Annotated in this window: 10 protein-coding genes; 7 read left to right on the top strand and 3 right to left on the bottom strand. The window is 40.9% G+C overall.

Going from position 1 to position 14,145, the window contains the following annotated elements; all coding sequences use genetic code 11:
• Positions 1-89 precede the first annotated feature (89 nt).
• The gene (locus tag C7391_RS07425; protein WP_133517920.1) at positions 90-3,932 is read left to right on the top strand and encodes an S-layer protein domain-containing protein; all 3,843 of its coding nucleotides are present in this window, start codon (positions 90-92) and stop codon (positions 3,930-3,932) included.
• An 89-nt stretch (positions 3,933-4,021) separates the two neighbouring features.
• On the opposite strand, the gene C7391_RS07430 is transcribed toward C7391_RS07425, so the two are convergent.
• Positions 4,022-4,540, bottom strand: a complete 519-nt coding sequence (locus C7391_RS07430) for a helix-turn-helix domain-containing protein (protein ID WP_133517921.1) — start codon at positions 4,538-4,540, stop codon at positions 4,022-4,024.
• A gap of 457 nt (positions 4,541-4,997) precedes the next feature.
• Between C7391_RS07430 and C7391_RS07435 the strand changes: the two genes are divergently transcribed.
• The 6 genes from C7391_RS07435 (at position 4,998) to C7391_RS07460 (ending at position 12,482) form a co-directional block, all read left to right on the top strand.
• Positions 4,998-5,993 carry an ABC transporter substrate-binding protein gene (locus C7391_RS07435; RefSeq protein WP_133517922.1) on the top strand — a complete coding sequence of 332 codons (996 nt, stop codon included), beginning with the start codon at positions 4,998-5,000 and terminating at the stop codon, positions 5,991-5,993.
• A gap of 156 nt (positions 5,994-6,149) precedes the next feature.
• Positions 6,150-9,089 carry a DUF3656 domain-containing U32 family peptidase gene (locus tag C7391_RS07440; RefSeq protein WP_133517923.1) on the top strand — a complete coding sequence of 980 codons (2,940 nt, stop codon included), beginning with the start codon at positions 6,150-6,152 and terminating at the stop codon, positions 9,087-9,089.
• Positions 9,090-9,601: 512 nt separating this feature from the next.
• Positions 9,602-9,994, top strand: a complete 393-nt coding sequence (locus C7391_RS07445; protein WP_133517924.1) for a DUF1699 family protein — start codon at positions 9,602-9,604, stop codon at positions 9,992-9,994.
• A gap of 322 nt (positions 9,995-10,316) precedes the next feature.
• On the top strand, positions 10,317-10,799 hold the full coding sequence (locus C7391_RS07450) for a hypothetical protein (RefSeq protein ID WP_133517925.1): 483 nt from the start codon (positions 10,317-10,319) through the stop codon (positions 10,797-10,799).
• A 120-nt stretch (positions 10,800-10,919) separates the two neighbouring features.
• Positions 10,920-11,717 carry an ABC transporter permease gene (locus C7391_RS07455; protein WP_223610961.1) on the top strand — a complete coding sequence of 266 codons (798 nt, stop codon included), beginning with the start codon at positions 10,920-10,922 and terminating at the stop codon, positions 11,715-11,717.
• The gene (locus C7391_RS07460; RefSeq protein WP_133517926.1) at positions 11,718-12,482 is read left to right on the top strand and encodes an ABC transporter ATP-binding protein; all 765 of its coding nucleotides are present in this window, start codon (positions 11,718-11,720) and stop codon (positions 12,480-12,482) included.
• 309 nt (positions 12,483-12,791) lie between these two features.
• On the opposite strand, the gene C7391_RS07465 is transcribed toward C7391_RS07460, so the two are convergent.
• Both C7391_RS07465 and C7391_RS07470 read right to left on the bottom strand, forming a co-directional pair.
• On the bottom strand, positions 12,792-12,968 hold the full coding sequence (locus C7391_RS07465) for a preprotein translocase subunit Sec61beta (protein WP_133517927.1): 177 nt from the start codon (positions 12,966-12,968) through the stop codon (positions 12,792-12,794).
• A gap of 140 nt (positions 12,969-13,108) precedes the next feature.
• On the bottom strand, positions 13,109-14,140 hold the full coding sequence (locus tag C7391_RS07470) for an S-methyl-5-thioribose-1-phosphate isomerase (RefSeq protein ID WP_133517928.1): 1,032 nt from the start codon (positions 14,138-14,140) through the stop codon (positions 13,109-13,111).
• Positions 14,141-14,145 lie beyond the last annotated feature (5 nt).

Here is a 14,145-nt window from a genome sequence, read left to right on the forward strand (position 1 = left end):
TTGTGAAACAAATTCATCTGTTTTTACTTTTAGAGTAAAAATTTAAGGAACTATTTCACAAAATATGATAAAAATAAGGAAAAAATATTATGAAAAATATATTAAAATACGCGGTCGTTTTGCTCATCCTGTTTGCGATGATCGGGACGGCGAGTGCTGATGTAGGTACAGTTACCGCATCCGCCGAAATCCATTCTACAAATGATGGAAATTATAATGTTACTGTATCATGGACTGGTACAGGCAGTGCCCCCTATACTGTTACTATTGAAGGGACAGCCATTCCTGCAAATGATACAGGTGTGGATTCTGCTACTTTTAACGATGTTACATTAACTCCTGGAAATACTTACACTGTTAATGTTACAGATAGTGCCAGTACGTTTGAAATAACAACTTTTGCTGCTCCTATACCTCCTACTCCGTTGAGTCCGCCGGTTATGGACAATTTTGAATCCACTACAACAGCAGGATCTAATCTCTACAGTTTAACATGGGATTGGGTTACATATCCTGCAGGAACTATTTTACTCTATAACAATTCCGGTACATGGGTTACTGTGACTGTTGTTCCTTTTGAAGTTTCAGGAAGTCCTGCTTCTGACCAAAAATTTGAGTTTAAATTAAATGATTCCACCGTTGATAGTACAACTACTTCTTTTGAATTTAAAAAAATCGGCTTTGATAATGCAACCACCGAAAGTAAAATTACGTGGACTTTGGATACTTCTGGTTGGGATTCTTTTGAATATAATGTGACTAAAGGTGACGGTTCTGAAATTGTTCCGATCACTACAAGCAGTTCTGCTACAATCGTTACACCTGATACACTTGAGGCTGCAACTTCTTACACAATCAATGTTCGTGGAATTAATGGATATGGATATGGATTGTGGACATCGAACTCTACTACAACAGGAACAGCAACAGTTGATTTTGTTGATAATTTTGAATCCAGTAAAGAAATTTTCAATGACGATAACAGTTCAAACGGAACTAAAGATTTCACTGCTGAGGCCGGAGTCACTTTCTATATCAACATGACTGCAACCAAAGAAGTCGATTTCACATGGAAACTTGAAGTTTACGATGAAGATGCAACTACTTGGGGTCCTGTTCCTTCAACTGTAAAATACAATGTTGAAAATGATGCTGCCAACAACTCAAGCAACTTTTCATGGAAGCCGAATGAAAAAGGTAAATACAGATTAAATTTGACAATGACTGATACTTCCACGACTCCTGATACGGTGCAGGAATTATCTTGGGTTGTCACTGTCACACCCAGCACAACAGGCGACCGTATTTGGGACGAGTCTCTCGGTATGCCCAAAGACAAATACACATGGACCGCCCGCAGTTTCTCCGGGTTCTATTATGATTTGGACACCGGCGAAGGCAGCGAATATATGACGATTTCTAATATCGGCCGTACTATTTCCAAAGGCGACATCTATTATGAAACAACAACATCAGATGTTGATTTCGAATATGACGGCTGGGGATCTTACCAGATTGTCGGTTTCATGGGCGACAAATATTATGCCGGTTCCGGTTCTGACAGCTTGATGAAGAACGGCAATTTGTCCAAGGTTTTACTTGATGTTGATGACAGTGAAAATTACCGTGTCGGTCAATACCTTGCTCTCGAAGAAGGGTATTCCATCAGAATCGATCAGATTGACGTTAACGGAAACGCTGCTTTGCTTGTTGTCGAAAAAGACGGTAAGGAAGTGGACAGCGGTATTGTCAATATCAACAACAACGCAACATTCACCTATGAGAAAAACATCAGCGGTACCAAAGTTCCGTTTATCATGATTCACGTCAAAAGCGTTTTCATGGGTACAGAAAGCAGTCTCGTGACAATTGACGGTATCTTCCAAATTTCTGACAAATTGCTTAAACTCGAAAGCGGAACAGAAATTGACAAAATGGAAATCGACAGTGTCAGCGGTAATACCATTACGATGTCCAACAGTGAAAAAGTCAGTTTGAGCAGTGACTCTGAAGTCACTTTAATGGGCAAATTGAAATTCATTGTCGCCGACAGTGATACTTTAAGATTCGCTCCGACAATCGAATACACCGATCCGGGTATTTACGAAATCAGAGGAACGGTTTCTGACTTCAGCAACAATGAATATATTGTTGACTTGTGGACACCGCAGAACTTCGAAGGATTCTATTATGATATCAATGACGATATCGAAAACTCTGAAAGCATTAAAATCGATACCGATTTAAGCTCAACACGCAAAATCGCAAACGGTGAATTAACATACACCGCAAACACAACAATCGCTGACTATGAATATGAAACATGGGGTCAATACACCGTTATCGGTTTCATGGGTGAAAAATACTATGCAGGAACCGGCGGCGGTCTCTTAAGCAACGGCAACTTGTCCAAAGTCTTAGTCGATACCGATGAAAAGAGAAACATGTATGTCAACCAATCCGTCTCTCTTGAAGAAGGTGTTTCCGTCAGAGCCAGTCAGATTGACGTAAACGGTAACCGCGCTTTATTGGTCGTTGAAAAAGACGGCAAAGAACTCTATTCCGAAATCGTTCAATCCGGAAACGACTTGAACTACTCAAAGAAAATCGGTTCCGGCAGTGAAAACACAACTTTCGTTAAAGTTCACGTCGATGCCGTTTTCATGGGTACTGAAAGCAGTCTCGTGACAATTTCCGGTATTTTCCAGGCTTCGACTGAATTAACAAAGATTGAAGAAGGAACAACATACGGTAAAATGGAAGTGACCAGTGTCAGCTCCACCGGTATCATTCTTGAAAACGACGGATCACTCTCCTTGTCTGACGGTGATGATGTTGAATTCATGAAAGTCGGCAACAGCACAATGTATTTCAAAGTCGGTGACAGCGATGACAGCACTTTGAGATTCGCACCGGTCGTCGAAAAAGAAATCGGCTCCACCGATCCGTTGAATGTTAAATTGTCCAACTCCACAGTGACTTCAAGCGATGTCGTTACAATCACGGTCGAAGATCGCGGTGTCACAATTGAAGGCGTTACGGTTACAGTCAACGGCTCAACTGTCGGTACAACCAACTCTTCCGGCCAGGTTAACTACACAACCAATGCGGTCGGAACATTCAGAGTCAATGCTGAAAAATCCGGTTACACAGCAGGCAATGCCAGTTTGACCGTAAACGAAAAACTCATCAACATGACTGTCCGCGTCTCCCCTGAAACCGTTTACTTCGGAACGGCCGGCACAATCAAAGCCACAGATTCTTTGAACGGGTCTGCCATCAGTGACGCAACGGTTTACATCAGCGGTGAAAGCATCGGTAAAACGAATTCTTCAGGCGAACTGAATTATACGTTTAACAAAACCGGATCCGTGACAATTGATGTTGCCAAAGAGAAATACAACAACGGAACAACCACTGTCAATGTTTCTCAGGAAGTTGCTTTCGCGTATTCCAATTTCGCATTGAAGCCGGATGAACCGTCTGCCAAAAAGGCCATCAAACTTTCATTTGATGTGACCAACAACGGTATCAAAGACGGCTCACATGACGTTTCTTTGATCTTGAGAGACGGCAGCGGAAATGTGGTTGATCAGGACAACAAGACGGTTTCTGCCAACATGGGCAAATCCAAGAGTGTTTCCTTGTCTGTTAAAGCACCGGAAGAAGGCACTTACACATTGACATTGGTCGAATCAGACAGCAACAGAACAATCGACTTACCCTCAAGCATGTCTAAAGTTTCAGTCGGTTCCGCTAAACTCGGATCAACCATCCTGTACATCATCTTAGCCTTTCTTGCAATCATTGTCATTGCAGTTATCGGATTTGTGGCATACCTTTTCGGTGTGAAAGGCGCAAACAGAGACAATTATAAGATGGTGGCAAGCGAAGTTGTCGATGACATCAAATACAAATTCCAAAGAAAATAAGATTTCAATCCGATGATTGAAACAAAATGAAAGGTTTGGTTTTTCCAAACCTTTGCTCTATTTTTTTATTCATTAAAAAAGAAATTTATTTACCCGATTTTTCTCATTGCGATTTCAATCGCTTCTGTGATACTTTCTTTAGGCATAATCGTGGTCACGGGAATCGAGACGATTTTTTCAACGGTGTGGCTGACAATCGGTGCGCAGACCAACGCTTTGGCACCGTCTCGTTCGGCACGCGTTGCAACAATAATGGCTTCTTCAATCGAATTTGCCGAATATTCTTTGACCGTGATTAAACGGCCGCCGATTTTTCTTTTTGTTTCTGTAATTGTGTCTAAAACCATACGGGCGGCAATGACTGCGATAAATTCATCTGTCGGCATTTCGTGTTTTCGAACCGTATTCACGATCTGGCGTACGGTTTTTATGTTCGGCGCGCGCGTTCCTGATAAAATCTTGTATAACGTGCTGTGCGGAATGCCGGCTTCTTTTGAAAAGTCAACAGCACTCATGTTTAAATCTTCTTTAATCACACGGTGAAGCACGATTTGAAAATTTTCATCTGACTCAAAAGCCGCTTTAATCAAACGGTCTGAAATATTCATTTCCTCATCTTTCCTTTTTACATTTTAGTTTGTTTTTGATATTTTTCTCTTATTTTAATTATTACTGTCCATAACAGGAAAACAGGTATAAAATATTATCACAAAAATGATAAAAACAAGACGATTTCGGATAGTTTTTTATATTAATTTCAGGCAAATTAATATTTACGGTTTCATTTGAGCCGTACCCCATTAACATTGCCGTATCTGAATTCGGCTCAATAATTCGGAAAAAGTGTTTCGAGGAAAAATCAAAAAACCTTGTGGGCATACTTAATCAACTCTAAGTGTGTCACTTTTCATTCCCCTGTATTACGCCGTTTCCATTTTTCTTCGAAACACTTCAATTTAATTGAAGTTTAACTTATCGGATTTTAATAGAAATTCAATTCAAGAAATACAAATTCATTTAACGACAAAACGATTGATATTGTTTTTGAACTTTCGGAGGTTTACTATGAAAAAAATAATGTTTATCAGTCTCTCACTTTTGCTGATTGCGGCCGTTGCATTTTCCGGCTGTTTAAACAGCGGTGACAAAGAAACGACAGATGTTGTTATCGGCTACCAGCCGAGCACACACCAAATGGCTTACACCAGCGCAAAAGAACTCGGCTGGTGGTCCGACAACTTAACGAAAATGGATGAAGTCACAAAGGTCAGCGACAAATCCTTCCCGAGCGGACCGTCTGAGGCAACTTCTCTTGCATCCAATGCCATTCAGGTCGCATACATCGGTGCCGCGCCGCTGATTCCGGCTGTCGCGCAGAACAACGCTGATTTGAAAATTATCGCTGCCGTCCAAATTAACGGCTCCGGCCTTGTTATCCCGACAAATGCAACTTACACCGACCCGACGTACTTTGAGGGCAAAAAGATTGCCACTTTCCCGCCCGGCTCCATTCAGGACACACTTCTCAAACAGTGGCTCACCGATAACGGCGTGGACTTGTCAAAAGTCGAAATCAAAGGCATGGACTCCGGCGAAGCGCAAACCTCTTTAAAAGCAGGGTCCGTTGACGCAGTCTTCTTGCCGCACCCCGCACCTTCCATTATCGTGAAAGCCGGTGACGGAAAAGTCATTATGGACTCCGGCGAAATGTCACCTGACCACGCCTGCTGTGTTTTGGCCGTCAGCCAGAAGTTCATTGATGAACACCCCGATGTCGTTGCGGAAATCGTAAAAATTCATGTCGATGCAACCAAATACACAAACGAAAACCCTGAAACGGCCGCAAAATACTATGCGAACGTGACCGGCGTTTCCGAAGACATTATCCTTTCATCCATCAACGAATGGGACGGCGCATGGGTTTCTGATCCGCATCTCATTGAAGAGTATGTCGTTGCCTACGCAAAATCCCAATATGAGCAAGGATTGGTTCCCAGACAATTAACCTCTGAAGAACTCTTCGACATGTCATTCTATGACGCTTATGTCAACAAAAAATAATTTAATTGTTTGACACCCCTCATTAAAAAACGAACGGATTGCTGAATTCGGCAATCCGTTTCCTCATTTTATTTATCAGCTTTTCCAAAAAAGGAAAGTTATTTTAAAGTCTTATCCTGTTTTGTGTTACTACGATTTCTTTTTCGAGGTATTTTTGTGTCCGCGTCCAAGCCGTCTGAATATTCCGATTCTGTTTCCGTTTCAGATTCAGTTTCGAATCCCGCTTCTGATTTCGCATCAGACTCTTCTTCCGAACTTTTGGCACCGGCAGGGACGCTGATTTCATTGCTTGCAGCTATCCAAAACGGCGCAGACGCGGTTTACATGGGTGCCTCCCGCTTCAGCGCGCGCGCTTACGCGGGCAACTTCTCCGACTGCGAGCTTGCGGCAGGAATTGATTACGCGCACGCATTCGGGAAAAAAGTTTATGTCACGCTGAACACACTTTATCGGGACGATGAATTGGATGATGTTATGCTCTTGTTTGACGAGCTTTACCGTCACGGGGTTGACAGCGTTATTGTTCAGGATTTAGGGTTGCTGGCAAGGGTTGCCGATCAATATCCGGGCTTTGCCGTCCACGCGAGTACGCAGATGACGGTTCACAATTCTTATCACGCCGCTTTTCTTCAAAAAAAGGGCGTTTCACGCGTTGTTCCCGCACGCGAAAATTCCATTCCGGAATTAATCGAAATTAAAAAAACAGGCGTTGAAGTCGAAACTTTCGTTCACGGCGCGCTTTGCATTTGTTATTCCGGTCAGTGTTTATTCAGCAGTCTCGTCGGCTCCCGCAGCGGCAACCGCGGGAAATGTGCGCAGCCGTGCCGAAAGAGATATGTTTTTTTAGTCGGCGGTAATCCTGTTTCCACAGACGGTCAATATTTAATCAGCCCGAAAGACTTGAACGCTTCGGAAAATATCAGTGCTTTAATTCAAGCCGGCGTCGATTCTTTTAAAATCGAAGGACGCATGAAAAAACCGGAATATGTCGCAGGCGTTGTTTCTGTTTACCGACATTTGATTGACAGAATTATTTCAAATGACTCGTCTTCTCAAAAAGTTCCGACACGCATTGAAAAAGAAAAATTAAAAAAACTTTTCAACCGTGATTTTACGGACGGATATTTCCTGAAAAATCCGGGAAACGAATTGATGAGCCGAAAACTGCCCTACAATAAAGGCATTTTAATCGGCAAAATCGTCAGCGTTGACCGCCGAAAATTCAATATTACCGTTCTTCTGACTTCAGATTTGTCGGCGCATGACGGCATTTCAATCGGTGACATCGGCAAAAACATGAATTCAACCGAAGACCCGCGTATCGGATTTACGGTCAAGAAAATGTATGTCGGACGCAGCATTTGCAGCAAAGCCGCTTCCGGCGATTCCGTTGAAATTCCGCTTCCGCAATTGGGAGCCGGCGAAAAACTTCTGTTCCCCTCAATCGGTGATTCCGTTTATAAAACATTTGACTTTGAACTCCAAAAAGAGATTTCAAAAACATTCCCCGCCGCAACTGTCAGCGAAGAAGAGCGGGATGTGTTCATTGAACAAACCGTTTCAGACGCCTACAGTCAAGCGGCTCTGCCTGCTTCCCTGCCCGCTTCTCTGTCTGTTTCTTCGTCCGTCTCTCCATCAGACTCTTCACCGGTCGCTTCATCAAATTCTTTGTCAGACTCGCTTGCTCTTTATTCTTCTTCAACCGTTTTCCCGATTTCTGAAATGATTGAAAAATTGTCTCCTGCCGAATCCGTTCAAATAACGGTTTCATTCAATTGTCAAATTGAAGCCGGAAAACCCATTCAAATTACTGTTTCCGATTCAGAAGGCTGTCAAGTGACTGTTCAATCCGATTACATTATTGAAACCGCTCAAAAAAATCCGTTTTCAGAAAACCAAGCGCGTGACCTTCTTCTCAAACTCGGCGGCACAATTTATCGGGTTCACTCTGTTGATATTTCCATCGTCGGAGATTGTTTTGTTCCCGTCGGCGAATTTAAAACCGTTCGCAACAAAGCGTTGCAGGCGCTGTTAAATGAAAGAATCATCTCCCAAAGAAGACAATCTCCGGTCGGGGCTGTTTTTTCAAATAATGGAATTGAAAAGACAGATGTGATTGCAGGTGACGTTCTTCCGGCTCAGGTGTCGGTTTGCGTTTATTCCGAAGATGAATTGTTTGCGGCATTAAACGCAGGTGCTGACAGAGTTTATATTGGCGGCGACATTTTCAAAGATCCGCTGACTCAGATTGAATACGGCATCACGGTTGACATGATTCCGAACATTTTCGATAAATTGTCGGCATCTGATAAAGAAAAAATATTTTTCAAAACGCCTTTTATTACAAAGGAAACGGATTTCGAATCTTTAAATCAAAATTTAATCCGTCTCAAAGAAATCGGAATTTCAGGAATTTCGGCATCTAATATCGGTGTTTATGAATTTATTCGCTCCAATCCGGTTTATTCGGGTTTTTTCAGAATTGCAACCGATTCGGCTTTTAATCTTTTTAATTCAGATGCCGCTTCTCTTTTCTTAAAAGACGGCGTTTCTTCTGTTCTTTTATCGCCCGAGCTTTCGATTTCGGAAATTGAGCAGCTGATTCGGTCGTCTGTTTTAGAACACGAAGGAATCCTCCCGCCGGTTGAATGTATTGTTCATGGCAGGCAAAGATTGATGGTTACGGAACATCCGCTTCTGCAATCTCTTTTAAAAGATATGAAACAAAAAGACATTAAACAAAAAGACATGAAATCGGCAAGCGAGTCTGCCGGCTCCGATAATAAAACGCTGCCGTTTTTCGAATATGCGATCAAGGATTCTAAAAATTATACATTTCCGGTTTTAGTTGACGCCGTCGGGCGAAATTATGTTTTTAATTCCCGCGAATTAAATGCGTTCGATTTGCTGCCGCGTCTTCTTGAAGCGAATGTCACATTTTTCAGAATTGACGGAATCGGGCACACGCCTGACGAAATTGGCGCATTGGTTCGACATTATAAAAACGGTTTAAGCAATTCGAATGATGTACCGAAAAATAATTCGAATGACGGCGCAGAATTTACAAAAGGCAATTTCCTGAGAAGTGTTGATTGAAGGAAAGGTTAATTGAAATTTGTTCAAAATGACAAATATTTCAACTATAATTTTTATTATATGTTTCTTCTCATGTTTTTATTTTTTATTTGAAATCTATTTCTTTTTTATTATAGTTAATTCAATCTAATTATTTCGATTAAATTTAAATAAAATCAGATATTTTGTCAATTTTACAAAACAGTTTAAATGTTGGGGAAATTGCATGGGTTTGCTTCTTTAACACATACTTAAATTTGTCACTCGTCGTTTTAGATGAATCATTGGCATTATTTTTTAACTGCTCAATTTGATTATATTTACAAGCGATTACTGTTTACAAAAATTAAGTAGGTGTTAAGGTATAGGGTTATATAAAAAAGATTTTGAAACAAAACCTTTAATTATGACCGTTTCAGTATACCTTTTATTAACTATCATCAATGATTATTTTCATACGAAATTTTTTTCGAATGAACAATCATGATGACCCCCGATATAAATTCTTCTATCAAAAAACAGAGAGAGGGACAATGAAAATCAGAATTATTAGTTCTAAAGATGAAATAGGAACATTGAAAACAGGTGATAAAATTGTTCACTTAGCATTTCGACCTTCAAATAAGGATATTATGACATTGGTTTCACTTTGTCCGAGTGTAAAAGCGATTCATATTCCAAGCTCTTACAAAAAAACGTTGTCTGAGTCAATTCAGATGTTTTTAACAATGCATAATGTTGTTCTTTTGGAAGGGGATGTTTGGGGACACAGAAAAGATATCAATGAATATTTTGAAATTCCCGCAGAAACCGTTAACATGATTCATGAATTGAAAGGAACAGGTGCCTCTACCGACGATATTATTTCACGTCTTCGAGAAACCAAATTAAGTGCCGATTTAGTTCGTTTTGTGTTAACTTCTTAAAAAATATCTCTTACCGGTTACAGCTTTATCTTTTTTTGCAGTCGGTGCTTGTTGAATTTGATGTTGCCTGTTTCGGCACATCACTATTTTTATTCACGTCTATTATATCTTATTATTCCAAATTTTATATTTTGATGATTTTATGTTTTAATTGTTCCATGTTTAATTATTTTTTATGTTTTCAATGGTTTTATGCTTTGATTTTACATCACAGAATAACTCCTGTCAACAACTTCTTTCATGTTAACAACTATCTTTCATGTTGCGAATACTTTCTCTCCGCACGGCAAGTTCTCATATAGCTGTATGTCTATTTTTCAATATGACTGAATTTGAAAGAGGCTTAGTGACTTCTTTTAACAATTATTTTAAAGAAAATAATATGCGCGGCATTTCCTACCGTTTAAAACAACACCGGTTTACACCGCAGTTTTTAGACGTTTTGGTTGATTCGCTTCATCCTGATTATTACCTGGGAATCGAGTGTAAAAGCATTTCCGTTGAAAAAGGAACGAAAGCCCTTTACTTCACGCAGCATTTTACAACGGATAAAAAAGGCGTTCATCAAATCGAACGTATTTCTGATTTTTTAAATCATTCCGGAAGAAGCGGTTTTTTAGCGGTTGAACTTCGGTTCGGTGTCGGACGATCTCGCGAAGCTTATGCCATCCCTTGGAAAGACATTTGGGAGCGGTTTACTTCCGATTCTTTAAAATTTACGGTTGAGGAAATTTCAACATATCCGTCGATTCTCCGGTCCGGCGGCGGTTATCGGGTGGATCCTGATTCGTGGATTAAAAGATAAAAAATAAATCCAAATATGAATCCAAAAATGAATCAAGATTGTTTTCTTTTTTCGAAGATTTAAAGACTTGAGGGCGCATGCCTTTTTTTCATCATTATAAAAACAATGAGGTTATAAACAATGAACTCATTTATAATCGGCATGGAATCCCAGAATGTACAAAAAATTGTTATAGGGGCTTTATCGCTGGCGGCATTCGCAATTTTATGGGAATTGCTGGCCATTATTGTTAATAATTCATTTTATTTGCCCCGCTTTTCAAGCGTTTTATCTGCTTTTTTCAGCGTCATTCAAAGCAGCTTTTTCTTTAATGACGTGGCAATCAGTTTATACCACTTTATTATCGGGTTTGCTTTTGCGCTTATTATCGGCATCCCGATCGGTATGTTAATGGGTTGGTTCCCGGTTTTGGACAAAGCACTCAACCCGATTGTTGAAATTTTCAGACCGATTCCGCCGCTCGCTTGGATTCCGTTTGCCATTATCTGGCTCAAACTAACGCATCAGGCTGCCGGTTTTATCATTTTTATGGGAATGGTTTTTCCGATTATCATTAATACCTATTCGGGTTTTAAAAACATCCCGAAAATATATGTGGAAGCGGCAAAGGTTCTCGGCAGCGTTTCCAGCATCAAGCTGATTAAAAATGTGGCGATTCCGGCAGCGTCTCCGATGATTCTTTCCGGTATCAAAACCGCAATGGGTGTCGGCTGGATGTGTTTGGCTGCGTCTGAAATGTTTGGTGTCAGCGACTCCGGCATCGGTTATAAAATCTGGTTCTACTACGGCATCCAGGCAATGGATTATGTCGTTGTTTACATGCTGATTTTAGGATTTATCGGCTTGCTGCTCGACTTCCTGTTCAGATATTTCATTCAGAATCGTGTCTTGAAGTGGCAAAAAGGAACGGTGGTCTAAATGGGCGATTTAATTATTGAGAATTTATCCAAGGAATTCAAAAAAGGCAGTAATGAATTTTTGGCATTAAAAGACATCAATTTGTCTGTCAAAAACGGCGAGTTCGTGACCATTTTAGGTCCGTCCGGCTGCGGCAAAACAACGCTTTTGCGCATCATCGCAGGACTTGAAACCTATTCAAGCGGGACGGCGACTTTGGACGGTGAACTGATTACCGGTCCCGGTCCCAAGCGCGGCATGGTTTTTCAGGAATATTCACTTTTCCCGTGGAAAACCGTTCTCGGAAATGTGATGTTCGGGCCGCTCATGCAGAATTTTTCAAAAGACGAAGCGGAAGCCAAAGCCATGACTTATTTGAATTTGGTCGGTTTGTCCGAATTCAAGAACAGTTACCCGTATGAACTTTCCGGCGGCATGAAACAGCGCGTCGCAATCGCCCGAGCGCTTGCCAATGAGCCTGAAATCATATTAATGGACGAGCCGTTCGGCGCGCTTGACGCTCAAACCCGAAACAATCTTCAAAATGAGCTTCTCCGCATTTGGCAGGAAGAGAAAAGAACAATTATTTTCGTGACTCACAGCGTTGACGAAGCCGTTTTCCTCTCCGATCGAATTGTTATTTTATCCAAACGCCCGGGAACGATTAAAAAGATCATCGAAGTTTCTATTCCGCGCCCGAGAGACAGAACGCGCCCGGAAGAAAACGCCATTCGAAATGAAGTTCTCCGGCTTTTGGACACCAATGAAAATTGTGAAATTGATTAAAGATTTTCTTTAATCAGTTCTCTTTTTTGTTTTTATTTTGGTTTTACTTCGTTTATTATTTTCATTTTGATTTTACTTTGTTTATTATTTTCATTTTGATTTTACTTTGTTTATTTGTTTTCACTTTGATTTTATTTTTTTATTTCATTCCTTTTTTATAATCTATTTCATCCTCACTCTTCTTCACCCTGTTTTACCATTTCATTTTTCCATTTTTAAAGCATGTATGCTTATTGTATTTGATTTTTTAAAAATGAGATTTTTTGAAAATTAAAAAATTAATGTGAAAATGAATTGATTCATTTTCAATTAAAGAGTAAGCGGCCATGTGCCGTAGAAGTATGAAATCAATAAAACAGCAAGACCGATAATGATGCCTGCAATTAAAACATAAATCGGTTTGAATGTAATTGCTTTTTTGTCCGCATCAAAATATCTCATCAATCCTGCGGAAGACTGAAGTCCGTTTCCCTTTTGTTTCGCCATAAAAAGATCTTTCCTTATTAATTTTTAAATTTACGTCGTAAATCAAGAATACAACATAGAGCGTCTGTTCTTATATAAACATTTATCTTTTTCTTCTATTTCAAATAATTATTTCCAATTGGTTTTTTCATCGGTTTTGCTCATCCGAGGATGATTTCATCAATTAAAATCGGCGGAGAAAACACGCCGTTTTCGGTAATAATTGCCGATACATTTTCCATCGGCGTTTTATCAAATGCTAAATTCAGAATCGGGACGCCGTTTGGAACATTTTGGTCTTTGCATGAACCGATATATCTGAGTTCATTTTCCGAACGCCTTTCGATTTGAACATTTTCCTCCCAGCTGTCGGGGTCCAATGTTGAAACCGGCGCCGCCACGTAAAACGGAATATTGTGTTCTTTCGCCAAAACGGAATGTGTATACGTGCCGATTTTATTGTAAACGAATTCCTGCGTGATTCTGTCGGCACCGACGATAACTTTGTTAATGACGCCTTCGCTCATCAAAAACCCGGCTGTTGAGTCGGTAATGACTTGAACGGGAATCTTATCCTGCTGCAGCTCCCACGCGGTAATGCGGCTGCCCTGGTTGAGCGGGCGCGTCTCGCAGGCCAGCACAGTAATCTTCTTGCCGTCGGCAACTGCTGAGCGGATCACGCCAAGTGCTGTTCCCCAGTCAACGCATGCCATTCTGCCGGCGTTGCAGTGTGTCAGCACGACATCGCCGTCACGAAGCAGTTTCGCGCCGTTTTTGCCGATTTTTTTATTGATTGCGACATCTTCGTCAGCCATATTTTTGGCTTCTTCCAAAGCGATATTTTTCACCAGGTGCGGGTCCATTCCTTCTTCTTCGGCGATTTGAAGAACGCGGTCTACGCCCCATGCTAAATTAATGGCTGTCGGACGTGTTTTTTTGATTGCTTCGCCGGCCGCTTTCATATCTTTAATGATGCCTTCAACAGTGTCCGCGCTGCTCAGCTGTGCCGCCAATGCAACGCCGAATGCGCCGCAAACGCCGAGTGCCGGTGCGCCTCGAATTCTTAAATTTTGAATCGCCTCGCAAACCTCGGCTGTATTTTTGCATTCAATGAATTTCAATTCGCCGGGGAGGAGCGTTTGATCAATCATTTTTATGGTAGAATTCGAATCGTTCCATTCAATCGTTCTCATATTTT

Source organism: Methanimicrococcus blatticola, assembly GCF_004363215.1.
Taxonomy (GTDB): domain Archaea; phylum Halobacteriota; class Methanosarcinia; order Methanosarcinales; family Methanosarcinaceae; genus Methanimicrococcus; species Methanimicrococcus blatticola.

Excerpts from the sequence above, each read along its gene's own strand:
- C7391_RS07425 (WP_133517920.1), top strand. The coding sequence starts at position 90 with ATGAAAAATATATTAAAATACGCGGTCGTTTTGCTCATCCTGTTTGCG.
- C7391_RS07430 (WP_133517921.1), bottom strand. The coding sequence starts at position 4,540 with ATGAATATTTCAGACCGTTTGATTAAAGCGGCTTTTGAGTCAGATGAA.
- C7391_RS07435 (WP_133517922.1), top strand. The coding sequence starts at position 4,998 with ATGAAAAAAATAATGTTTATCAGTCTCTCACTTTTGCTGATTGCGGCC.
- C7391_RS07445 (WP_133517924.1), top strand. The coding sequence starts at position 9,602 with ATGAAAATCAGAATTATTAGTTCTAAAGATGAAATAGGAACATTGAAA.
- C7391_RS07450 (WP_133517925.1), top strand. The coding sequence starts at position 10,317 with ATGACTGAATTTGAAAGAGGCTTAGTGACTTCTTTTAACAATTATTTT.
- C7391_RS07455 (WP_223610961.1), top strand. The coding sequence starts at position 10,920 with ATGAACTCATTTATAATCGGCATGGAATCCCAGAATGTACAAAAAATT.
- C7391_RS07460 (WP_133517926.1), top strand. The coding sequence starts at position 11,718 with ATGGGCGATTTAATTATTGAGAATTTATCCAAGGAATTCAAAAAAGGC.
- C7391_RS07465 (WP_133517927.1), bottom strand. The coding sequence starts at position 12,968 with ATGGCGAAACAAAAGGGAAACGGACTTCAGTCTTCCGCAGGATTGATG.
- C7391_RS07470 (WP_133517928.1), bottom strand. The coding sequence starts at position 14,140 with ATGAGAACGATTGAATGGAACGATTCGAATTCTACCATAAAAATGATT.